This window comes from Kineococcus halophytocola (genome assembly GCF_041276425.1).
In the GTDB taxonomy this organism is placed as follows: domain Bacteria; phylum Actinomycetota; class Actinomycetes; order Actinomycetales; family Kineococcaceae; genus Kineococcus; species Kineococcus halophytocola.
Genome location: NZ_JBGFTU010000002.1, coordinates 34,481 through 56,834 on the forward strand (window position 1 = coordinate 34,481; position 22,354 = coordinate 56,834).

At 74.7% G+C, this 22,354-nt stretch carries 21 protein-coding genes; 12 read left to right on the plus strand and 9 right to left on the minus strand.

Annotated features, from left to right (window positions below):
* Positions 1–19 precede the first annotated feature (19 nt).
* The 3 genes from AB2L27_RS01875 to AB2L27_RS01885 are packed head-to-tail and all read right to left on the minus strand — an operon-like array spanning position 20 to position 3,398.
* Positions 20–1,216, minus strand: coding sequence for an ABC transporter permease (locus AB2L27_RS01875; RefSeq protein ID WP_370439768.1), 1,197 nt, complete (start codon positions 1,214–1,216; stop codon positions 20–22).
* Positions 1,213–1,974 carry an ABC transporter ATP-binding protein gene (locus tag AB2L27_RS01880; protein ID WP_370439769.1) on the minus strand — a complete coding sequence of 254 codons (762 nt, stop codon included), beginning with the start codon at positions 1,972–1,974 and terminating at the stop codon, positions 1,213–1,215. Before AB2L27_RS01880 ends, AB2L27_RS01875 begins: the two co-directional genes overlap by 4 nt.
* Positions 1,971–3,398 (minus strand): efflux RND transporter periplasmic adaptor subunit, encoded by a 1,428-nt coding sequence (locus tag AB2L27_RS01885; protein ID WP_370439770.1) that lies wholly within the window; start codon positions 3,396–3,398, stop codon positions 1,971–1,973. Before AB2L27_RS01885 ends, AB2L27_RS01880 begins: the two co-directional genes overlap by 4 nt.
* A 139-nt stretch (positions 3,399–3,537) precedes the next feature.
* Between AB2L27_RS01885 and AB2L27_RS01890 the strand changes: the two genes are divergently transcribed.
* On the plus strand, positions 3,538–4,062 hold the full coding sequence (locus tag AB2L27_RS01890; RefSeq protein WP_370439771.1) for an NUDIX hydrolase: 525 nt from the start codon (positions 3,538–3,540) through the stop codon (positions 4,060–4,062).
* A 60-nt stretch (positions 4,063–4,122) separates the two neighbouring features.
* On the opposite strand, the gene arc is transcribed toward AB2L27_RS01890, so the two are convergent.
* On the minus strand, positions 4,123–5,808 hold the full coding sequence (gene arc, locus AB2L27_RS01895) for a proteasome ATPase (protein WP_370439772.1): 1,686 nt from the start codon (positions 5,806–5,808) through the stop codon (positions 4,123–4,125).
* A 165-nt stretch (positions 5,809–5,973) separates the two neighbouring features.
* On the opposite strand from arc, the gene AB2L27_RS01900 reads away from it, so the two are divergent.
* The 4 genes from AB2L27_RS01900 (at position 5,974) to AB2L27_RS01915 (ending at position 10,425) form a co-directional block, all read left to right on the plus strand.
* Positions 5,974–7,269 (plus strand): kynureninase, encoded by a 1,296-nt coding sequence (locus AB2L27_RS01900; protein ID WP_370439773.1) that lies wholly within the window; start codon positions 5,974–5,976, stop codon positions 7,267–7,269.
* A complete protein-coding gene (kynA, locus tag AB2L27_RS01905) occupies positions 7,266–8,138 on the plus strand; it encodes a tryptophan 2,3-dioxygenase (protein WP_370439774.1) in 873 nt (290 codons plus the stop codon). The genes AB2L27_RS01900 and kynA overlap by 4 nt, the downstream gene beginning before the upstream one ends.
* Positions 8,138–9,301, plus strand: a complete 1,164-nt coding sequence (locus AB2L27_RS01910; protein WP_370439775.1) for an alpha/beta hydrolase — start codon at positions 8,138–8,140, stop codon at positions 9,299–9,301. Before kynA ends, AB2L27_RS01910 begins: the two co-directional genes overlap by 1 nt.
* A gap of 77 nt (positions 9,302–9,378) precedes the next feature.
* On the plus strand, positions 9,379–10,425 hold the full coding sequence (locus AB2L27_RS01915) for a YihY/virulence factor BrkB family protein (RefSeq protein WP_463605042.1): 1,047 nt from the start codon (positions 9,379–9,381) through the stop codon (positions 10,423–10,425).
* Here AB2L27_RS01915 and AB2L27_RS01920 read toward each other — a convergent pair.
* Both AB2L27_RS01920 and AB2L27_RS01925 read right to left on the minus strand, forming a co-directional pair.
* Complete coding sequence (locus AB2L27_RS01920) at positions 10,336–11,322, minus strand: bile acid:sodium symporter family protein (RefSeq protein ID WP_370439777.1); 987 nt, start codon at positions 11,320–11,322, stop codon at positions 10,336–10,338. The two genes, AB2L27_RS01915 and AB2L27_RS01920, sit on opposite strands and share 90 nt — an antisense overlap.
* 10 nt (positions 11,323–11,332) lie before the next feature.
* On the minus strand, positions 11,333–12,694 hold the full coding sequence (locus tag AB2L27_RS01925) for a M20/M25/M40 family metallo-hydrolase (protein WP_370439778.1): 1,362 nt from the start codon (positions 12,692–12,694) through the stop codon (positions 11,333–11,335).
* A gap of 66 nt (positions 12,695–12,760) precedes the next feature.
* Here AB2L27_RS01925 and AB2L27_RS01930 point away from each other — a divergent pair, with 66 nt between their 5' ends.
* The 4 genes from AB2L27_RS01930 to AB2L27_RS01945 are packed head-to-tail and all read left to right on the plus strand — an operon-like array spanning position 12,761 to position 16,362.
* Positions 12,761–13,603 carry a sulfurtransferase gene (locus tag AB2L27_RS01930; RefSeq protein ID WP_370439779.1) on the plus strand — a complete coding sequence of 281 codons (843 nt, stop codon included), beginning with the start codon at positions 12,761–12,763 and terminating at the stop codon, positions 13,601–13,603.
* The gene (locus AB2L27_RS01935) at positions 13,600–14,541 is read left to right on the plus strand and encodes a phosphotransferase family protein (protein WP_370439780.1); all 942 of its coding nucleotides are present in this window, start codon (positions 13,600–13,602) and stop codon (positions 14,539–14,541) included. Before AB2L27_RS01930 ends, AB2L27_RS01935 begins: the two co-directional genes overlap by 4 nt.
* Before the next feature lie 10 nt (positions 14,542–14,551).
* Entirely contained in the window at positions 14,552–15,637 is a 1,086-nt protein-coding gene (locus AB2L27_RS01940) for a Gfo/Idh/MocA family protein (protein ID WP_370439781.1), read from the plus strand.
* Complete coding sequence (locus tag AB2L27_RS01945; RefSeq protein ID WP_370439782.1) at positions 15,634–16,362, plus strand: ThuA domain-containing protein; 729 nt, start codon at positions 15,634–15,636, stop codon at positions 16,360–16,362. Before AB2L27_RS01940 ends, AB2L27_RS01945 begins: the two co-directional genes overlap by 4 nt.
* 42 nt (positions 16,363–16,404) lie before the next feature.
* On the opposite strand, the gene AB2L27_RS01950 is transcribed toward AB2L27_RS01945, so the two are convergent.
* Together AB2L27_RS01950 and AB2L27_RS01955 are read right to left on the minus strand one after the other, a co-directional pair.
* Positions 16,405–17,442, minus strand: a complete 1,038-nt coding sequence (locus AB2L27_RS01950; RefSeq protein ID WP_370439783.1) for a tRNA (adenine-N1)-methyltransferase — start codon at positions 17,440–17,442, stop codon at positions 16,405–16,407.
* A gap of 25 nt (positions 17,443–17,467) precedes the next feature.
* Positions 17,468–18,604 carry a M50 family metallopeptidase gene (locus AB2L27_RS01955; protein WP_370439784.1) on the minus strand — a complete coding sequence of 379 codons (1,137 nt, stop codon included), beginning with the start codon at positions 18,602–18,604 and terminating at the stop codon, positions 17,468–17,470.
* A gap of 104 nt (positions 18,605–18,708) precedes the next feature.
* Here AB2L27_RS01955 and AB2L27_RS01960 point away from each other — a divergent pair, with 104 nt between their 5' ends.
* Entirely contained in the window at positions 18,709–19,557 is an 849-nt protein-coding gene (locus tag AB2L27_RS01960) for a RecB family exonuclease (RefSeq protein WP_370439785.1), read from the plus strand.
* A 355-nt stretch (positions 19,558–19,912) separates the two neighbouring features.
* Entirely contained in the window at positions 19,913–20,353 is a 441-nt protein-coding gene (locus AB2L27_RS01965) for a hypothetical protein (protein ID WP_370439786.1), read from the plus strand.
* Between the two features lie 343 nt (positions 20,354–20,696).
* On the opposite strand, the gene AB2L27_RS01970 is transcribed toward AB2L27_RS01965, so the two are convergent.
* Positions 20,697–21,431 carry an HAD family hydrolase gene (locus AB2L27_RS01970; RefSeq protein ID WP_370439787.1) on the minus strand — a complete coding sequence of 245 codons (735 nt, stop codon included), beginning with the start codon at positions 21,429–21,431 and terminating at the stop codon, positions 20,697–20,699.
* 25 nt (positions 21,432–21,456) lie between these two features.
* Here AB2L27_RS01970 and AB2L27_RS01975 point away from each other — a divergent pair, with 25 nt between their 5' ends.
* Positions 21,457–22,341 (plus strand): PAC2 family protein, encoded by an 885-nt coding sequence (locus AB2L27_RS01975; protein WP_370439788.1) that lies wholly within the window; start codon positions 21,457–21,459, stop codon positions 22,339–22,341.
* Positions 22,342–22,354: the final 13 nt, after the last annotated feature.

Consider the following 22,354-nt stretch of genomic DNA (forward strand, 5'->3'; position numbering starts at 1 on the left):
TGGGCACCGGCGCCGCCCCTCACTCGGACCGCAGCGCCACCACGGGGTCCAGCCGCCCGGCCCGGCGCGCGGGGAAGACGCCGAAGAAGATCCCGACCGCGGCGGAGACGACGAAGGCGACGACGGGGCTCCACCACTCGATGACCGCCGGCAGCGGGGACACCTCGTTCACCCCGACCGAGACCGCGACCCCGATGAGGATGCCGATGACCCCGCCGACGCTGGTCAGCAGGACGGCCTCGACGAGGAACTGCACGAGGACGTCGCGCTGGCGGGCCCCCAGGGCCTTGCGCAGCCCGATCTCCCGGGTCCGCTCCCGCACCGAGACGAGCATGATGTTGGAGACGCCCACCCCGCCGACGAGCAGCGAGATGCCCGCGATCGCGGCCAGCACCGCCGTCAGCAGCCCCAGGATCTGCCCGATGACGCCCAGGATCTGCGTCTGCGTCACCGCCGAGAACGTCTGGTCGGGGTACTGCGCCTTCATGGCCTGCCACAACCGCTCGGACAGGTCCGGCACCTGCGAGGCCGACGGCGACTTGACCGCGAACGCGTCGACGCGGTCCAGGGAGAACAGCCGCTGCGCGGTGGTGACGGGGACGTGGACCTCGTTGTCCAGGGAGACCCCGAAGCTCTCGCCCTGCTCGGTGAGCACCCCGATCACCTCGAAGCGGGTGCCCGAGATCGTCACCTGCCGCCCCACCGGGTCGGTCCCGGGGAACAGGTTCCGGGCCGCGGTCGCCCCCAGGACCGCGACGCGGCGGCGGGAGTCGACGTCGACGGAGGTGAAGTACTGACCGTCGGCGACCGCGCGGTTCAGGACCTGCGGCAGGTTCTGGTCCGCGCCCTGGACGGTGGTGAACTGCTCGCGGGTACCGGCCCGGACCTGCGCCCCGGTCGTGACGCGGGCCGTGACGGCGCGCGGGTCGCCGACGACGTCGGCGAGGACCTGACCGTCCCTGATCTGCATGGTGGAGGTCGCGGCGGCGTTGTTGCCGAGGTTGTTCGTGTCGAACTGCCCGGGCACGACGAGGATGAGGTTGGAGCCCAGGCCCTCGACCTGCCGCTCGATCTGCTGGCGCGCCCCGGAGCCGATGGAGACCACCACGATGACCGCGGCGATGCCGATGATGATGCCGAGCATCGTCAGCAGGCTGCGGACCCGGTTGCCGCGCAACGCGTCGAGGGCGACGCGGAACGCCTCCCAGCCCTTCACGGGTACCCCACCGCCCCGACCGCCGAGTCGTGCTCGACCAGGCCGTCGCGCACCCGCACCTGCCGGCGCGCGCGGGCGGCGACCTCGTCGTCGTGGGTCACCAGGACCACCGCGACACCGCGGGCGGAGTTCAGCTCCTCCAGGATCCGCATGACCTCGGCGCCGTTGCGGGAGTCCAGGTTCCCCGTCGGCTCGTCGGCCAGCAGGATCCGCGGTTCGCCCACGAGGGCGCGGGCGATGGCCACCCGCTGCTGCTCCCCGCCGGACATCTGGGTGGGGCGGTGGGTCAGGCGGTGCCCGAGGTTCACCGCCTGCAGGGCCGCGGCCGCGCGTTCCTTGCGCTCGGGGGCCTTCACCCCGCGGTACAGCAGCGGCAGGCCGACGTTGTCCAGGGCGCTGGAGCGCGGCAGCAGCTGGAAGGCCTGGAACACGAAGCCGATCTCCCGGTTGCGCAGCTCGGCCAGCTCGGTGTCGGACAGCTCGGCGACCGCGCGCCCGCCGACGCGCAGGACCCCGGAGGTGGGGCGGTCCAGGCAGCCCAGCAGGTGCATGAGCGTGGACTTGCCCGACCCGCTGGGGCCGATGACGGCGGCGTACTCCCCCTCGGTGAGGGTGACGCTGACCCCGCGCAGGGCCTCGACGGTCGTGTCCCCGAACCGGTAGGAGCGGGTGACGTCGACGGCCTCGATGGCGGCCGGGGTGGGCGCTGGTCGCGGCGGGCCGGTGGGACCGGTCCGGTCGGTGGTGCCGTGGGTCACGGGACCTGCTGCCCCGAGGTCACGTCGGCGGCGCCGTCGGTGACGATCGTCTCGCCCTCGCGCAGCCCCTGCGCGATCTCCACCTCGGCGTCCCCGCGGACCCCGATCGTCACCTCGCGCCGCTCGGCGCGCCCGTCGCGGACGACCCACACGCTGTCGGAGTCCTTCGACCCGTTCGCGGAGCCCGCGCGCAGGATCGCCGAGGCGGGGACCTGCACGACGCCGCTCGCGCTGCGCACCAGGAGGGAGACGGTGGCGCTCATGCCCGGCAGCGGCGTCGCCGCCGGTGCCCCGTCCGGGCCGGTGCCGCCGTCGTAGCTGAGGCGGACGGTGTACGTGACCCCGCCACCGCTGCCGCTGGTCGCGGTGGGGTCCACGCTCGTCACGGTCCCGTGGTAGGTCGCGCCGTCCACGGCGTCCACCGCCACGTCGGCGGTGACCCCCGGCTGCACCTGCAGCACGTCGGTCTCGTCGACGTCGGCGGTCAGGCTGAGGGTGGAGGCGTCGACGACCGTGACCAGGGTCGCGCCCTGGGAGACCGCGGCCCCCTGGGCCAGCACGGGCGTCCCCGCGGCCGAGGTGCCCGCGCCGCCCCCGACGCCCGGCAGCTGCACGCCGCTGCCGGCCAGGAGCTGCTCGGCCCCCGGCGGCAGCGACGAACCGCCGCCCCCGCCGGAGGACCCCAGCGAGACCCGGCCCGAGATCGGCGCCGTCACCGTCAGCGCGTCGACCCTGGCCTGCGCGGCCGCGACCGCGGCCCGCGTCTGCACGCGCTGGGCCGAGGCCAGGGACCCGACGGCGCTGTCCAGGTTGCCGAGCCCGGCGTTGACCTGGTCGAGGAGGGCCTGCGTCTGGGAGGCGAGCAGCTCGTACTGCGTGCGGGAGGACTGCACCGCCGCCAGGGCCGCCGCCTGGGCCGCCGGGTCCGCGATCGCGCGGGCCTGGTCCTCGGCGGCGGCGAAGCGGGCCTGCGCGTCGCGCTGGGCCGCGCGCTGCTGGGCGGCCAGCTCCTTCGGCGTCACCGCCGCGCTCGCCGTCGACCCGCCGCCGGCCGCGTCGGCGTCGGCGGAGCGCGCCTGCTCCAGCGCCTGCACGGCCGAGGGGGACTCCAGCGTCATGAGCACCTGCCCGGCCTGCACCTCCTGGCCGTCGGTGACCGCCAGCGTCGCGACCGTGCCGGCCGCCGGGGCGGTCAGGACCGCCGAGGCCCGCGGCTGGACCTGACCGGCGGCGTCCACGACCTGCCGCACGTCACCACGGGTGACCTCACCGGTACCGATGCTCACCTCGTCCTCGCCCGAGCTGCACCCGGCCACGACCAGCGCGGCCACCGCCCCGGCCGCCGCGAGGGACAGGCCCCGGGCGGCGCGCCGGGCGCCTCGCCGGGGGCTGGGCGGGGTTCGGGGGTGGGTGAGGGCTCGCACGCGGTCACACTAAGCGCTCACCAGGCCCGGGGAATCCCCCGCAGGGCGCAGGTGGGAGGCACCTCACGTCCACCGTGCGTCGCACGCGACCCGCGATCTCCGACGTGCCCTCGCACCTCCTGCTCCTACCCTGGCGACGGTGAGTGAGATCGTCGCCCTGTACGACCCGGCCGACGCCACCGGCCGCGTCACCGGCAGCGCCCCCCGCGCGCAGGTCCGCGCCCGCAACCTGCCCCACGCCGCCACCGGCGTCCTGCTGCGCCACCCCGACGGGCGCGTGCTGGTCCACCGCCGCACCGACGTCAAGGACCTCAACCCCGGCGCCCACGACTGCCTCGCCGGCGGGGTCGTCGACGCCGGGGAGGAACCCCTGGACGCCGCCCGCCGCGAACTGCGCGAGGAGCTCGGCCTGGACCTGCCCCTGTCCCCCGTCCTGACCCGCTGGTACCGCGACGGCACCACCCACTACCTCGCCTTCGTCCACGAGGCCCGCTGGGACGGCACCCCGCTGGTCCTGCAGCCCAGCGAGGTGGCCGAGGCGTGGTGGGAGGACCCGGCCGCGCTGCGCCGGCACCTGGCCGACCCCGCCTGGCCGTTCGTGCCCGACACCCGCGAGCTCCTGACCCACTGGCCGCGGTGGTGGCAGGACCCGGCCCGCCCCTGAACGCACCGTGGGCCGCACCCCGCCCCGGCGCGGTGCGGCCCACGGGTCCGGGGGTCGGGGCTAGAGGTACTGGCCCGTGTTGGCGACCGTGTCGATCGAGCGGCCCGCCTCGGTGCCCTTCTTGCCCTGCATGAGGGTGCGGATGAAGACGATCCGCTCCCCCTTCTTGCCCGAGATGCGCGCCCAGTCGTCCGGGTTCGTCGTGTTCGGCAGGTCCTCGTTCTCCTTGAACTCGTCCACGCACGCGCTCATGAGGTGCTCGACCCGCAGACCCCGCTGCTGCGACGTCAGCAGGTCCTTGATGGCCATCTTCTTGGCGCGGTCCACGATGTTCTGGATCATCGCCCCGGAGTTGAAGTCCTTGTAGTACAGGACCTCCTTGTCGCCCCCGGCGTAGGTGACCTCCAGGAACTCGTTCTCCGGGGTCTCGGTGTACATCCGCTCCACCGTCGCCCGGATCATCGCGTCCACCGTGGACTGCGTGCTGCCGCCGTTGGCCGCGAGGTCGTCGGCGTGCAGCGGCAGCTCCGGGGTCAGGTACTTGGAGAAGATCTGCCCGGCACTCTCGGCGTCGGGCCGCTCGATCTTGATCTTCACGTCCAGCCGCCCCGGCCGCAGGATCGCCGGGTCGATCATGTCCTCGCGGTTGGAGGCCCCGATGACGATGACGTTCTCCAGCCGCTCCACCCCGTCCAGCTCCGAGAGCAGCTGCGGCACGATCGTCGTCTCCACGTCCGAGGACACCCCCGACCCGCGGGTGCGGAACAACGACTCCATCTCGTCGAAGAAGACGACCACGGGCGTCCCGCCGCTGGCCTTCTCCCGCGCCCGGGCGAAGATCAGCCGGATGTGCCGCTCGGTCTCCCCGACGTACTTGTTCAGCAGCTCCGGGCCCTTGATGTTCAGGAAGAAGCTCTTGGCCTGCGTCTGCCCGCGCAGCTCGGCGGCCTTCTTGGCGAGGGAGTTCGCCACCGCCTTGGCGATGAGCGTCTTGCCGCACCCGGGCGGGCCGTACAGCAGGATCCCCTTCGGCGGGCGCAGCCCGTGCTCGCGGAACAGGTCCGCGTGCAGGAACGGCAGCTCGACGGCGTCCCGGATCGCCTCGATCTGCGGTCCCAGACCACCGATGTCCTCGTAGTCGATGTCCGGCACCTCCTCCAGGACCAGCTCCTCGACCTCGGCCTTGGGGATGCGCTCGAACGCGAACCCCGACCGGGTGTCGACGGTCAGGGAGTCCCCCACCCGCAACGGCCCGTCCAGCAGCGGCCCGGCCAGGCGCACCACGCGCTCCTCGTCGGCGCGGGCCAGCACCAGGGCCCGCCCGTCCGTCAAGACCTCCTTCACCGTGGCCAGCTCGCCGGTGCGCTCGTAGTCGAACGCGGCCACGACGTTCATGGCCTCGTTGACCATGACGTCCTGACCCGGTTGCAGCGCCTCCAGGTCCACGGCCGGGCTCACCGCCACCCGCATCCGCCGGCCGGCCGAGACGATGTCGGCCGTCCCGTCCTGCCCGCCGGGCTGCAGGAAGGTGGCGAACTGGGCCGGGGGCTGGCCGAGGCGGTCGACCTCGGACTTCAACGCGACGATCTGGTCGCGGGCCTCCCGCAGCGTGGAGGCCAGCCGGTCGTTCTGGGCGCTGACCTGGGCGAGCCGGGTGCGGGCGGCCCCGAGCTGTTCCTCGAGCGCGGCGAGGTGGCGGGCGTCCCGCTCACCGCCACCGCCGAAGCGGCGTGTGGGCTCCGTCATGGCGCATCTCCCGTCCTGGGTGGTGCATTCGACCCTAACCCGCGCACCCCCGATCGCGCGGCGGTACCGGCACCGCGCGCCGCACCCGGTGCCCCGTTGCGGTAGAACGTGACCTCCCGGCAACGTGCCGGACACACCGCCACCGCGCCGACCCGGAGGACCCCTGTGACCGCCACCGAGCAGGATCCGACGCAGGACCTGGCGCACTGGGCCGCCCGGGCCGCCGCCCTGGACGCCGCCGACCCCCTCGCCGCCCACCGCGAGGAGTTCCTGCTCCAGGCCGCCCCGGCCGTGTCCGCCTACCTCGACGGCAACTCCCTGGGCCGGCCCCTGAAGGCCACCGCCGCCGCCGTGGACCGCTTCGTCCACCACGAGTGGGGCGGGCGGCTCATCCAGGGCTGGGGGCAGGACACCCACGTCCCGGACGGCGGCTGGATGGACTGGCCGGTCGACCTCGGTGACCGCATCGCCCGCGCCGCCCTGGGCGCCGCCGGGGGGCAGACCGTCGTGGCCGACTCCACCACCGTCCTGTTCTACAAGCTCGTGCGCGCGGCCGCCGACCACGGCCTGGCCCGGGGCCGGGACGAGGTCGTGGCCGACACCGACAACTTCCCCACCGACCGCTTCGTCCTGGAAGGCGTCGCCGCCGAACGCGGCCTGAGGCTGCGCTGGATCCAGACCGACCCGGCCGCCGGCATCACCACCGAACAGGTCGCCGCCGCCGTCGGGCCCCGCACCGCGCTGGCCACCTTCAGCCACGTCGCCTACCGCTCCGGGCACCTGGCCGACGCCCCGGGGATCACGTCCGCCGTCCACGGCGCCGGCGCCCTGGTCCTGTGGGACCTGTCGCACTCCGTCGGGTCGGTCCCGCTGGAGCTGGACGCCTGGGGCGTGGACGCCGCCGTGGGCTGCACGTACAAGTACCTCAACGGCGGTCCCGGCGCCCCCGCCTTCGCCTACCTCGCCGCCGGCCACCACGGGATCCTGCGCCAGCCGGTGCAGGGCTGGATGGGCCACGCCGACCCCTTCGCCATGGGCACCGGCTACGACCCCGGACCGGGCGTGCGCCAGCTGATCTCCGGCACCCCGCCGATCCTGGGCATGGTCCCGGTCCGCGTCGGCGTCGAGCAGCTGCACCGGGCCGGCATCGAGGCCGTGCGCCGCAAGTCCCTGCTGCTGACCGGCTTCGCCCTGGACCTGGCCGACGCCCTCCTGGCCCCGCACGGGGTGCAGGTCGTCAGCCCCCGCGACCCCGACCGGCGCGGTGGGCACCTCACCGTCCGCGCCGGCACCAGCGGCGCGGACTTCCGCGCCGTCACCGCCCGGTTGTGGGCCGGCGGCGTCGTCCCGGACTTCCGCACCCCCGACGGCATCCGCCTGGGCCTGGCCCCCCTGTCCACCAGCTTCGGCGAGGTCCTCGAGGGGATCACCGCCCTGGAACACCTGGTGCGCTCGGCGTGAGCGGGAACACCGGCGGGAACACCGGCGAGAACACGCGCGAGATCGAGGCCGGGGTCACGACCGACTTCACCCGCGACATGTCCTACGGCGCCTACCTGCACCTGGACGAGCTGCTGTCCGCCCAGCACCCCCTGAGCGTGCCGCAGCACCACGACGAACTGCTGTTCATCGTCCAGCACCAGACCAGCGAGCTGTGGCTCAAGCTCGTCCTGCACGAACTGCGCTCGGCCGTGGCCGCCATCGGCGCCGACGACCTGCAGACCGCGCTGAAGAACATCGCCCGCGTCAAGCACATCCAGCGCACCCTCACCGAGCAGTGGTCGGTCCTGGCCACCCTCACCCCCACCGAGTACGCCCAGTTCCGCGGGTTCCTCGCCAACTCCTCGGGGTTCCAGTCCCACCAGTACCGCGCCGTGGAGTTCCTGCTGGGCAACAAGAACGCCGCGATGCTCGACGTCTTCGCCCACGACGGCCCCCGGCACGCCGAACTGGCGCAGCTGCTGCACGCCCCCAGCCTCTACGACGAGTTCCTGCGCTTCCTGGCCCGCCGCGGGCACCCCGTCCCGCCCGTCCTGCTCGAGCGCGACGTCACCCGCGCCCACGTGATGACCCCCGACCTCGTCCCCGTCTTCCGGCGCATCTACGAGCACGCGCGGGAGCACTGGACCGAGTACGAGGCGTGCGAGGAACTCGTCGACCTGGAGGAGAACTTCCAGCTCTGGCGCTTCCGGCACCTCAAGACCGTCGAACGCACCATCGGGTTCAAACGCGGCACCGGCGGGTCGACCGGCGTCGACTTCCTCGCCCGGGCCCTGGACCTGACCTTCTTCCCCGAGCTGTACGCCGTCCGCACCGAGATCGGGTCCTGATGCCCACCCCCACCCTGCCCGGCCTCGTCGCCGTCGCCACCCCCGGCGTCCTGACCGGCTCCCGCACCGCCCGGGAGGTCTTCGACGCCGCCCTGCGCGCCCGCGGCCTGCTCGGCTCCCTCGTCCTGACCCACGACGCCGAGGAGTTCCGCGCCGCGAGCACCACCGCCGCCCGCACCGGGGAGTTCCTCCTCCTCACCGGCGACGACACCCCCGCCGACCAGCTCCTGGCCCACCTGCCCGACCCCGGCACGAGCGTCGTCCGCGTCGACCTCGACGCCCGCGACCCCGACCCCTCCCGCCGCGTCCGCCGCCACGTCCGCTGGCGCGGCACCGCCGGCCTGCGCTTCGCCGTCGACGACTGGTACTTCGCCCGCACCTCCCCCGCCGCCCGCCACGACTACGGACCCGACCCCGACCAGTACGCCCACCTGCGCCTGCCCGACCCCGACGTCCACGGCCCCGGCCCCCACCCCGTCGCCGTCCTCGTCCACGGCGGGTACTGGCGCTCGCGGTGGGAGAACGACACCCTGCAGGCCGCCGCCACCGACCTCACCGCCCGCGGCTTCGCCACCTGGAACCTGGAGTACCGCCGTCCCGACCGGCACGGCTGGGACGCCACCACCGGCGACGTCGCCGCCGGGTACGCGGCGCTCGCCGACCTCGCCGACCTCGCCGACCTCGCCGACCCCGCCGGTCCGCTGGACGTCGCCCGGACGGTCACGCTCGGGCACTCCGCGGGCGGCCAGCTCGTGACGCGCCTGACCGCCGACCTGCCGGCACGGGGCAAACCGGCGCTGACGGTGTCGCTGGCCGGCTGCCTGGACCTGCACTCGATCCACGCCCGCGCCCTGTCCGAGCACGCCGTGGCCGGGGCCCTGGGCGGGACGCCGCAGGAGCTGCCGGACGTCTACGCGGCGTCCTCACCGATCGCGCGCCTCCCCCTGGGGGCGCCCGTGGCGGTCGTGTGCTGCCGCGGCGACGACCCGGACCTGCTCGACGCCTCGCGCCGCTTCGCCGACGCGGCGCGGGCCGCGGGAGAGCAGGTGCACGTCGTGGAGGAGGACGGCGACCACTTCTCCGTCGTGGACCCCTCCTCGAGGGTGTGGGCGGGGGTCGTGGAACTGCTCACCCCCCTGCTGCGGGACGACGTGCGCGGCTGAGGGCCTGTCCGTACCCTCGGGGCGCACGACCGGACCACGGTCGGTCGGCGGAGGACGGGAGCGGGTCGATGTCGCCGGTGTCGCCGGTCTCCAGGATCGACGGGTTCCAGCGCCGGCACCCCGTCGTCGGCTACCCCCTGGCGGTGGTCTACAAGTTCTTCGAGGACCAGGGCGCCTACCTCGCCGTCATCATCACCTACTACGGCCTGCTGAGCCTCATCCCGCTCCTGCTGCTGCTCTCGACCATCCTCGGGTTCGTCCTGCGGGGCAACCCCGGGGCGCAGGCGGCGATCGTCGACTCCGCCGTCTCCCAGATCCCCGTCATCCGCGACGAGATCGGCAACCCCGGCACGCTCGGCGGCGGCGGCCTGGGGCTGGCCATCGGCATCACCGGCGCGCTCTACGGTTCCCTCGGGGTGGGGCTGGCGGTGCAGAACGCCGTGAACATCGCCTGGGGCATCCCCCGCAACGAACGCCCCAACCCGTTCCGGGCGCGGGTGCGCAGCCTGCAGCTCGTCGTGACCGCCGGGTTGTTCGTCGTGGGGACGACGGTGCTGAACGTCGTCCTCGGGGACGTCGTGGGGGACGCCGGGTTCTGGGCCGACGCGGCCAGCCGCGCGGGGTACACCGTGCTGGCCGGGGTCGGGTTCACCATGGCGTTCTGGCTGGCCGCGGCCCACCGGCCCCCGGTCCAGCAGGTCCTGCCCGGCGCGCTGACGATGGCCGTGCTCTGGCAGGTCCTGCAGTACTTCGGGCGAGGCTTCGTCGCGCTGGTCGCCGAGCGCAGCAGCGTGTCCAACCAGGTCTTCACCGCCGTCCTGGGGCTCATCGCGTTCCTGTTCCTCACCTCCTGCTGCGCCGTGCTGTGCATCGAGATCGACGTCGTCCGCAGCCGCCGCCTGTACCCCCGCGCCCTGCTCACCCCGTTCACCGACGCCGTCGAACTCACCGACGGCGACCAGCGCGCCTACACCCGCATCGCCGAGGCCCAGCGGCACAAGGGCTTCGAGCGCGTCCACGTGGAGTTCGGCGCCTCACCCCTGCAGCAGCGGCGGGCGGCCGAGGCGGCCGGCGAGGAAGGAGCACACGGTGATCTGCAACGGGTGGTAGAGGATGACCGGTAGCGCCACCAGCCCCACGACGTGCGGGTCGAACAGCACCGTCGCCATCGGCAGGCCCGTGGCCAGCGACTTGTTCGAACCGCAGAACGCGATGGTGACCCGGTCGGCGCGGTTCGCCCCCCACAGCCGCGGCGCCCACCACGTCACGGCGAGCACGACGGCCAGGAACACCGCCGCGCACGCCAGCACCACGACGACCTCCCCGGCGCCGACCTCGGCCCACACGCCCTGACGGACCCCGCGGCTGAACGCGGCGTAGACGACGGCGACGATGACACCGCGGTCCAGCAGGGTCAGGCGCCGCTTGTGCGCGCGCAGCCAGTCCCCGATCCAGCGCCCGGCCACCAGCCCCAGGAGGAACGGGGCGAGCAGCTGCAGCAGGATGCGCCCGACGGCGCCCGCGTCCGGGCCGGCCCCGGAGGACCCCAGCAGCAGCGCCGCCAGCAACGGGGTGAGACCGATGCCGGCGAGGTTGGACACCGTGGCGCTGACCACCGCCCCGGGCACGTTCCCGCGGGCCATGGCGGTGAACACCACGCACGACTGGACCGTGGAGGGCAGCGCGGCCAGGAACAGCACCCCGGCGACGAGGCCGTCGTCGAGCACCCCGCCCACGGCGAAGGACAGCACCAGCCCCAGGAGGGGGAACAGCAGGAACGTCGTCGCGGCCACCGCCCCCTGCAACCGCCAGTTCCGCAACCCGGCCACGGCCTCGGCCGGGGCCATCCGGGCGCCGTAGACGAAGAACAGCACCCCGACCCCGATCGTGGTGCCCCAGGAGAAACCGGTGGCCACGGACCCGCCGGCCGGCAGCAGCGCGGCGACGAGCACCGCGAGCAGGATCGCCACGACGAACGGTTCGACACGACGCAGGACGGGGACCTCGGACCAGCGGCGCACCCGCGGAACCCTACTGGGACTGCTGCCGCGGTCCGCCGTCCTCGCCCAGCGCCGCGAACAGCTCCAGCACCGTGCGCAGACCGTCGCGGGCGACCTCGACCGGCAGGTGCTCGTCGGCGGCGTGCTGACCGCACCCGGGGTAGGAGTGCGGCAGCCACAGCGTCGGCAGGCCCAGCACGTCGGTGAAGACCCCGTTGGGCAGGGTGCCACCCAGGCTCGGCAGCACGACGAGCCGGCCGTGGGTGGCCGGTTCCAGGACCGCGCGAGCCCACCGCACCCAGGGGTCGGACAGCGGGGTCCGGCTCGCCGCCTCCCCGGCGGCGCGCACGGCCACCGCACCGAACCCGCGGGCGTCCAGGTGCGCGCGCAACGCCTCCTGCACCCGGGTGACGTCCGTGCCGGCGACGTACCGGAACTGCAGGACCGCCCGCGCCCGGCCGGGGATGGCCCCGACCGGGTGCTCCACGTCACCGGCGCCCAGGGCCAGGACCTCCAGGGTGTTGCCCGCGTGCAGGCGCTCGGCCGCGCTCAGGTGCGGGTCCCCCCAGCCCGGGGAGCTGTCGGGTTCCGGGACCGCCCGCAACGCCTCCCGCACGTCCTCCTCCACGGCCGGCGCCGCCAGGGCGGGCACGAGCGAGCGGCCGTCCCCGTCGACCAGGCAGGCGATGGCCGCGGCCAGGGTCGTCGCCGGGTTGCGCAGGACCCCGCCCCAGTTCCCGGCGTGCCGGGCGTCCGGGCGCAGGTCGACGTCGAGGTGGACCTGCGCGGCCGCGCGGGTGCCGAGGAACAGGGTCGGCCGGTCGGCGGCCACCCGTGGCCCGTCGGAGGCCACGAGCACGTCGGCCCGCAGCTCCTCGCGGTGCCCGGCCGCGAACCGGGCCAGCCCCGGGGACCCGACCTCCTCGGCGGACTCCACGAGCACCGTGACGTTGAACCCCAGCCGCCCGCGGTGGGCCAGGAGCAGGCGCAGCGCGGCCAGGTTCAGCAGGTGCTGGCCCTTGTTGTCCGCCGATCCCCGCCCGTACCAGCGCTCGCCCTCCCGCGTCAGCGTCCACGGGTCCAGGTCGGGGCGCCACGGGATCGAGACGTCCACGACGTCGGCGTGGCCGTACAGCAGGACCGTCGGGCGCGCGGGGTCCTCCCGCCGGTGGGCGAGCAGGAACGGCGCCGGGCCCGGCTCGTGCAGCGCCACCTCGAACCCGTCCTCGCGCAGCGCCGGGGCGAGCTGACCGGTCAGGTACGCGTGCAGGTGGGGGCGCCCGGCCGGGTCGCCGCCAACCGTGCGGTGCGCGACGGCGCGGGCCAGCTCGGCCTCGAAACCGCCTCCGGTGACGTACGCGTCGGCGGCCTGGCGCAGGTCCTCGGGGAGCACGGGGCGCAGGCTACGGGCCTCCTGCCCGTGGGGTTCCCGGTGCCGGGCGTGCGGCACAGTGGCGCCATGACCGGTCCGCTGATCGACGTCCACGCGCTGCGGCACGAGCTCGCCGGGGACGACCCGCCCGTCCTGCTCGACGTGCGCTGGGCCCTCGGCGGTCCCGACGGCGCGGCCGAGTACGCCGCCGGGCACCTGCCCGGCGCCGTCTACGTCGACCTGGACACCCAGCTGTCCCGACCCCGCCGCGACGGGGAGGGCCGGCACCCGCTGCCCGACCCCGCCGCGCTGCGGGAGGTGCTGCGCGACGCCGGGGTCCGCTCCGGTTCCCGGGTCGTCCTCTACGACGCGGCCACCTCCACGAGCGCGGCGCGCGGCTGGTGGGTCCTGCGCTGGGCCGGGCTGGCGGACGTGCGCGTCCTGGACGGCGGGCTGGCCGCGTGGACCGCGGCCGGGTTCGAGCTGAGCACCGACGTGCCGCTGCCCGACCCCGGCGACGTCGAGGTCACGCCGGGGGCCCTGCCGGTCCTGGACGCCGCGCAGGTCGCCGACCTCGCCCGCACCGGCACCGTCCTGGACGTCCGCGCCCCCGAGCGCTACCGCGGCGACGTCGAACCCGTGGACCCCGTCGCCGGGCACGTCCCCGGCGCGGTGAACCACCCCACGACGGCGAACGTCACCGCCGACGGCACGTTCGCCCCGGCCGCCGACCTGCGGTCCCGGTTCACCGCCGCGGGGGCCGGGGCGGCCGGACCCGTCGGCGTCTACTGCGGGTCCGGGGTGACCGCCGCGCACACCCTGCTGGCCCTGGAGGTCGCGGGGTTGGCCGGGACCCTGTACCCGGGGTCGTGGTCGGAGTGGGTCACCGACCCCGACCGGCCGGTGGCGACCGGCGCCGACCCGGGGTGATCGTCGAACGGGTGCAGGACGGGATCTCCACGGTCGTGCACCGCGTCCGGACCCGGGGGAGGACCTGGTACCTGCGGTTCGGGGAGGAACCCGGGGACGACCTGTGGACCGACGCGGAGCTGCACGCGCGGCTGCTGGCCGCCGGGGTCCCCGTCCCGAGGTTCGTCGCCGTCACCCGGGTGCCGGAGGCCGACCGCTGGGCCGCCCTCACGAGCGAGGTGCCCGGCGGGCCCCTGACGGACGTGGCGGACGCGCCCGCCGTGCTCGAGGCGGCGGGCCGGCACCTGCGGACGGTGAACTCCTCCCCCGTCGAGGGGTTCGGTTTCGTGCTCCGTCGCGGGCCCGGGTGGCCCCTGCGGGCGGAGTTCGCCACCCACGAGCAGTTCGTGCGCTCGTACCTGCCCGCCCCCTGGCCCGGGCGGCTCACCGCCCTGTTCACGGCGGAGGAGCTGGAGGAGTTCGCGACCCTCGTGGCCGAGCAGGTGGCCCTCGACGTCGCGCCCGCGCTGGTGCACGGGGACTTCGACGTGACCCCGGTGTTCTGCCTCGGGTCGCGGTTCACCGGGTTCATCGACTTCGGCGAGGCCCGCGGCGCCGAACCCTGGTTCGACCTCGCCCACTTCCTCCTGCACGACGGGGAGGCGCTGCCCGGCGGTCTCCTGCCGCACCTGCTGCGCGGTGACGGACCGACCGTCGGCGCGGACGCTCTGCGGCGCAGCGCGGTCCTGCTGGGGTTGCGGCAGCTGTGCCGGTGGGTCGGGCCGCCGCGCGACCTGCCCGCCACCCACCCGCAGGTGCGGCACCGGGTGGCGCGGCTGCGGGAACTCCTCGCCGGTGAAGGCCCGGGAACAGCGCGGGCGACGGGGCCGGTGCGGGCTTGGGACGATCCCGGGCAGGCACCCCCCGGCCCCCTGCCCGGCCCACCGGCCAGCGTGTAGCGTCGTGATCGTGGTCGCTGCTGACATCCCCCCGGACCGGACCGACGCACCGACGACGAGGATCATCCACGTCGGGCTCGGCGGGTGGGGCGGGGATTGGGAACGCAACGCGATCCCCCCGGTCGGCGAGGTCGAACGGGTCGCCGTCGTCGACGCCCACGAACCGACCCTGCGGGCCGCCCAGGAGACCCTCGGCCTGCCCGACGACCGCTGCTTCACCTCCCTGACCGAGGCCGCGCAGGCCGTCCCGGCCGAGGGTGTCCTCGTCACGGCCCCGATGGACTTCCACGTGCCCGTGGCGCTGGAGGCGCTGGAGGCCGGGCTGCACGTCCTGGTCGAGAAACCCTTCGCCGGCACCGTCGCCGAGGCCCGCACGGCCGTCGAGCGCGCCGAGGAGCTGGGCCTGGTCCTGCAGGTCAGCCAGAACTACCGCTTCTACCCCGGCCCGCAGAAGGTCCGCGAGCTCCTGTCCGCCGGGGCGGTCGGGGACCTGTCGGTCGTCCACGTCGACTTCCGCCGCTGGGACCACGACGCCCCCGCCGAGACGTACCGGCACTACCGGTTCCCGCACCCGCTCATCTACGACATGGCCATCCACCACGTCGACCTGCTGCGCATGACGACCGGCCGCGAGGCGCTCAGCGTCTACGCCAAGGTCACCGACCCCTCCTGGAGCAAGTACAGCGAGGAGGCCGCCGCCGTCCTCGTCATCGAGCTCGAGGGCGGGCTCGTGTGCAGCTACCGCGGCAGCTGGGTCTCCCGCGCCCCGCAGACCCACTGGGACGGGGAGTGGGTCTTCGAGGGCCAGGACGGGTACCTCACCCTCACCGGCCGCGGCAACGACGGCCCCGGCGACGACGAGGTGCGCCTGGGCCTGGGCGGGAAGACCGCCGAACCCGTCGACCTGCCGGCCGTGGACGTGTGGGGCCGGTCCGCCGGCCTGCGGCAGTTCGCCCGCGCCGTCCGCGGCGGCGCCGCCCCCGACGTGACGGGCCGGTCCAACCTCGGCAGCGTCGCGCTCATGGAGGCCGCCGCCCGGTCCGCGGCCTCCGGGAAGGTCGAACCCGTGGAACAGGTCGGAGGGACGGTCGCATGAGGGTCCTGGTCTGGAACGAGGGCGTCCACGAGGCGAACGGCTCGCCGCCGAACATCGCCGAGTACTACCCCGAGGGGATGCACGGCGCCATCGCCGCGGGCCTGCGCCGCCTCCTGCCCGACGCGGAGGTCTCCACCGCCACCCTGGCCGACCCCGAGCACGGCCTGAGCGCCGACGTCCTGGACCGCACCGACGTCCTCCTGTGGTGGGGCCACGCCGCCCACGAGCGGGTGCAGGACGCGGTCGTGGACCGCGTCGAGCGGCACGTCCTGGGCGGCATGGGCCTGCTCGTCCTGCACTCGGGGCACTTCTCGAAGATCTTCCGGCGCCTGCTCGGCACGACGTGCTCGCTGGCCTGGCGCAACGACGGCGAACAGGAACTGGTGTGGACGGTCAAGCCGTCGCACCCCATCGCCCAGGGCGTCCCGCACCCCGTCGTCATCCCCCGCCAGGAGATGTACGGGGAACTGTTCGACATCCCCGACCCCGACGACCTGGTCTTCATCAGCTCCTTCGCCGGCGGTGAGGTCTTCCGCTCCGGGGTCACCTTCACCCGCGGCCGGGGGAGGATCTTCTACTTCTCCCCCGGCGACCAGGAGTACCCCGTGTACCACCAGCCCGAGATCCAGCAGGTGCTGGCCAACGGCGTGCGGTGGGCCGCCCCCACGACGGACCGCCGCGACGTCCCCGACGTGACGAACCCGCCCCGGCAGTGGCTGCTGTGACCTGAGCACGGGTGGGGCCCCGCAGCGCCCCACCCGTGACCGTCACCGCCCGGGGAGCTCGTCCGTGCCCGCCGAGGCCTGCGCCCCGCGCGCGGCCTCCCGCGCGGCCCGCCGCACCTTGCGGTCGGAGATCGGGCGGTCGCCGTACTCGGTGCCCTCCACGACCTCCACCTCCGCGCCCTCACCGGCACCCTCCCCGTCCACGGGGTACGCCCCCGGCGCCGGGCGCCGCTTGCGCAGCGGCGGGGTGTACCCGTCGGCCAGGCGCCGGGAGGTGATGAGGAACCCCGTGTGCCCGATCATCCGGTGCTGCGGGCGCACCGCCAGCCCCTCCAGGTGCCAGCCGCGCACCATCGACTCCCACGCCTCCGGCTCGGTCCACCGCCCCGCGGCCCGCATCGCCTCGGCCACCCGCGACAACTGCGTCGCCGTCGCCACGTAGCAGATCAGCACCCCGCCGGGGGCGAGGTGGTCGGCCACCACGTCCAGGCACTCCCACGGCGCCAGCATGTCCAGCACCGCCCGGTCGGCCAGCACGTCCGTCGTCGGCAACGTCTCCACCAGGTCACCGACCCGCACCGTCCATGCCGGGTGCGGACCGCCGAAGAACGTCTCCACGTTCCCGCGCGCCACGTCGGCGAAGTCCTCGCGCCGCTCGAAGGAGTGCACCTGCCCCGCATCGCCCACGGCCCGCAGCAACGACATCGACAGCGCCCCCGAGCCCACCCCGGCCTCGATGACCACGGCCCCGGGGAACACGTCGGCCATCTGCACGATCTGCCCGGCGTCCTTGGGGTACACCACCGCGGCCCCGCGCGGCATCGACAGCACGAAGTCCGTCAGCAGCGGCCGCACGACCAGGTACTCGATCATCGCCGTGTTGACGATGGTCGTCCCGTCCGGGCGGCCGATCAGCTCGTCGTGCAGGAACTTGCCGCGGTGGGTGTGGAACTCCGCGCCCGCGGTCAGGGTGATCGTGTGCATCCGGCCCCGGGGGTCGGTCAGCTGCACCCGCTCACCCTCACGCAGCGGTCCACGGCGGGTGCTCGCACCCGTCGGCGGGTGGGCAGGGTCGATCACAGGGTCCCTCTTCCGTTCGTCCGTCTCAGCGGGCCGTGACCGCCGCGATCACGTCACCGGTGTGCAGCAGTCCACGGACCCGCCCAGCAGTGTCCACCACGACGTGCTCCCCCGGCCGCGCCTGCACCGCCTCCAGCAGCTCCTCACCGCTCAGACCCTCCGGCAGCCAGGACCGCGGCGGCAACGCCCGCGCCGTCGCCCCGGCCCCCAGCGACGGGCGCCGCCCCTCCGGCACCTGCCGCAGCGCCGCGGTGTCCACCACCGCCACCGGCACCCCGTCGTCGGTGACGAGCACGACCTCCAGGTCCCGGCCCGACCCCGCGGTGGCCCCGGCGTCGATCGCGGCGCGCGCGGCCCGCACGACCTCCTCCACCGTCGCCCGCGCGTTCACCGCGATCGCCGGCCGCTGCAGCGCCTGCACCGACAGCGCCGGCACCCGCCGCTGCACCGCGGCGAACCTCAGCGCCTCCGAGGCGCCCTGCCACAGCAGCGCCCCCACGAGCGCGGCCCACACCACGTCGGTGATCGAGGACCCCCAGCCCAGCAGCCGCGGCACCAGCAGCCCACCGGCGAACACCAGCACCGCCAGCGCCCGGCCCACCCAGCCGGCCGCCACGGTCCCCGTGGCCCGGTCCCCGCTCAGCTTCCACACGACCGCCTCCAGCGCGTGCCCGCCGTCCAGGGGCAGGCCCGGCAGCAGGTTGAACACCGCCAGCAGCGCGTTGGACAGCATCAGCGCCGACAGCAGCAGCCACACGACCCCACCACCGCCGGGCCGGTCGAGGGTGCCCTCCCGCACCTGCCAGGCCGCGACGGCGATGACGCCGTTGACGACCGGGCCCACGACCGCGATGAGCAGGCTGCCACCCGGGCTCGTCCGCCCCTCGTGGGAGGTGAACCCACCCCAGACGTTCAGCACGATGCCGGTGACCTTCTGCCCGGTCGCCTTGGCCGCCACCGCGTGCGCGATCTCGTGCAGCAGGACCGAGACCAGCAGCAGCACCGCGTACCCGAACGCCACGACGTAGGACGCCGGGCCGGGCACGCTCAGCTGCACGACCGGGGAGAACACCACGACGATGAGCGCGGCGAACAGGAACCACGAGGGGGCCAGCAGCAGCGGCACCCCGAACGGGCGGCCCAGGGAGATGCCGCCCCTCACGAGACTCCGCCGAGGACCCGGGACCACACCACGCGCATCCACCGATCCTAGGCGGCGCCCGCGCCTGCGCCGCGAGCAGCACCCCCGCCGCCTACAGTGGTCCGATGACCACCGGTGCGCCGCAGCTGGACGGCTCCCCGGTCGCGTCCCGCCGCCCGCTGTCCCCCTCGCGGGCCGCGGACTTCATGCAGTGCCCGTTGCTGTTCCGCTTCCGCACGATCGACCGGCTCCCCGAGGCCCCCACCCCCGCCGCCGTGCGGGGCACCCTCGTGCACGCCGTGCTGGAACGCCTCTTCGACCTGCCCCCGCACGACCGCACCCCCGAACGCGCGGGCGCGATGGTCGAGGACCAGTGGCGCGCCCTGCTCGAGCGCGAACCCCGCGTCGGTGAGCTGTTCGCGCAGGAGGCACCGGACCCCGGCACCACCGACGGGCTCGCCACCTGGCTGGCCGGGGCGCGGCGCCTGCTGCAGCGCTACTTCGACCTGGAGGACCCGACCCGGCTGGAACCGGCCGCCCGGGAGATGCCCGTCGAGATCGACCTCGGTGAGGGCCTGCGGCTGCGCGGCATCGTCGACCGCCTCGACGTCACCCCCGACGGGCGGATGCGCGTGGTGGACTACAAGACCGGCCGGGCCCCCTCGGAGCTGTTCGAGTCCAAGGCCCTGTTCCAGATGCGGTTCTACGCCCTCGTGCTGTGGCGGCTGCGCGGGGAGGTCCCCCGCCTCCTGCAGCTCGTCTACCTCGGCTCCGGCGACGTGCTGCGCTACGCCCCCGACGAGGCCGACCTGCTCGCCACCGAACGCAAGGTCCGCGCCCTGTCCGATGCCATCGAACGCAACCGCGCCACCGGCGACTGGCCGCCCCGACCCGGGCGCACCTGCACCTGGTGCGACCACAAGGCGCTGTGCCCCAGCTTCGGCGGCACCCCGCCACCGCTGCCGCAGGCCTGAGCCGTGCCGGCGCCCCGCGCCGGTGACGGCCCGCCCGACCGCGGCGGGACACCCACCGGTGTCACCACGTGGGGTGAGCCGTGGGTGTCCTGCCGCGGTCGCCCGGACGACGTGCTGAAGACACCCGCACCGCCCTCCACGGCGTCGGACTCGTGCCGAGGAGCGGAACGCCCGGTCGTGGCGACGCGCGGGGCGACGGAGCACCGCTGGAGTGGTACGTTCCATCCCGTTTCTTCGCGGTGAACGGGTTGCAACGCACCAGTTCCGCGGTGCAGCACGTTTCGTCACAGCGCACCGGCGACGACCCGGTCATCCCGCGTGCGGGCCCCCCTGCCAGCCGACATGGGAGCCTGAGGTGCCGGGTTCCATCACGACGCTCGGGAGCGGCATGTCGCACTGGAACTGGATCGTCATCGCCGTCGTGACCGGTACGGCCATCGGCCTCGTCGCCCCCCGCTTGCGCCGTCGTGCTCAACGCGGCCTCCACGGCCAAGGTGTCTTCGAAGCCAGCGTCAGGTCACTGGCCCGCTCCCCGCACGGCTTGAGCCGGGCCTGGGGATGCTCTGCAGGGGCAGTCATCACCGACAGCGGTGACCTCCGGTGGCGCGGCAGGGTCCTGGCCGGTGGCCGCCTCGAAGACGCGGAGGCGCGCAAGCCACGGGGTCGTGAACTGGCCTGGCTCGACCCGTGGACTCAGGTGTGGACCGTGGTCTTCGACGACGGCACCCGCGTGGAGGTTGGCGTGGCGCCAGGCGATGCCCACTTCCTGCGTCCTTGGCGGACGCCCACGGCCTGAGAACAGCGCACGGTCGTGCTCGGTGGGTGAGTGTCCCGTCGCGGCGATGCCCTGGGAACACTCACAGCTCACTCCACGATCTCGTGTCCGTCGCGCACGACGCGGTGCCGTCCCCACGGCCGGTCCGAGGTGGGTGCACGTGTGGGGCCGGCGAGGGCGTCGCTGCGACCTCCACCGGGCCGTTCCCATCGCTGTTCCGATCTCGCGGTCACCCCGCGGGGTGCGCTCGCTCACCGGCGGGCCGTGCACCGTCTGGACCGTCTGCACCTCGAGCGTCGTCACGCGCCGGTGACCGGCCGGCGGTGCCGGACTCACCGGCCTCCCGCGAGGTCAGCCCGCGAGGTCAGCCCGCGGGGACGGTGTCCAGCGGCGTCCCCGCGGCGATGCGGCCCAACGCCGCCACGTCCACCTCCGCCAGCGACACGACGCGGCTGCGCCCGGGAGCGGGCGGGATCGGCACCATGTGGGGGCAGGCCAGCACGCGGGCCCCGGCCGCCTCCCCCGAGGCGACCCCCGTCGGGGAGTCCTCCACCACCACGCAGTCGCCCGGGTCCACCCCCAGCAGCTCGGCCGCCCGCAGGTACGGGTCCGGCGCCGGCTTGCCGCGCTCCACCTCGTCCCCGGCCACCACGACCGCGAACGCCCCCGGCACCATCGCCGCGACCGTCCCGGCCAGGTTCCGGTACGACATCGTCACCAGCGCGCACGGGACCTGCGCCTCCCCCAGGGCCGCCAGCAGGTCCAGCGCCCCCGGCCGCCAGGCCACCGCCGCGGCCACCTGCGCGATGACCGCCTCGATGAGCTCGTCCACCACCGCGGCCGCGTCCAGGCGCACCCCGGTGGTGCGCTCGACGTGCTCGGCCAGGATCCGCCCGGACTCCGGCAGCGCGCTGCCCACCAGCGCCAGCGCCTGCTCGTGGCTCCACGACGCCCCGTACCGGCCCAGCAGCGCCGTCTCGGCCGCGATCCAGTGCGGTTCGGTGTCGACCAGCGTGCCGTCCATGTCCCACAGCACGGCTGCGGGGAGCTGGACGGGTGTCTCGGAGGCGTGTCCGGCGGGCGCTTCGTGGGGACTCATCAGCCCCGGAGTCTAGGGTTGAGCCGTGCCAGAGCAGCCTGCCGACCCCACGACGGACGACACGACGCACGACGTCGTCCTGCGCAACCCCGTCGTCATCGCGGCCTTCGAGGGGTGGAACGACGCCGGCGAGTCCGCCAGCCAGGCCGTCGCGCACCTGCACGACGTCTGGGACGCCAACGAGCTCACCGAGTTCGACCCCGAGCTGTACCACGACTTCCAGGTCAACCGCCCGACCGTCCACTTCGACGACGACGGCCGCCGCCGCCTCACCTGGCCCACCACCCGCATCTCTGCGGTGCGCCTGCCCGACGGCCCCCGCGACGTCATCCTGGTGCGCGGCATCGAACCCTCCATGCGCTGGCGCACCTACGCCGCCGAGCTCGTCGACGTCGCCCGCACCCACCACGCCTCCCTCGTCCTCACCCTCGGCGCCCTCCTGGCCGACGTCCCCCACACCCGGCCCCTGCCCGTCACCTCCAGCAGCGAGGACCCCGAGCTCATCGAGAAGCTCGACATCGAACCCTCCCGCTACGAGGGCCCCACCGGCATCGTCGGCGTCGTCCAGGACACCGTCACCGCCGCCGGCATCCCCTCGGTCTCCCTGTGGGCGGCCATCCCCCACTACGTCGGCCAGCCCCCCTCCCCCAAGGGCACCCTCGCCCTCCTGCGCCGCATCGAGGAGCTCCTGGACCTGTCCATCCCCCTGGAGGAGCTGCCCGAGGACGCCCGCGCCTGGGAACGCGGCGTCGACGAGCTCGCCGGGGAGGACTCCGAGATCGCCGAGTACGTCCAGCAGCTCGAGGAGGCCAAGGACACCGCCGAGCTCCCCGAGGCCTCCGGGGAGGCCATCGCCCGGGAGTTCGAGCGCTACCTGCGCCGGCGCGACGACCCGCCGCGACGCGGCTGACCCTGCCGGGTGA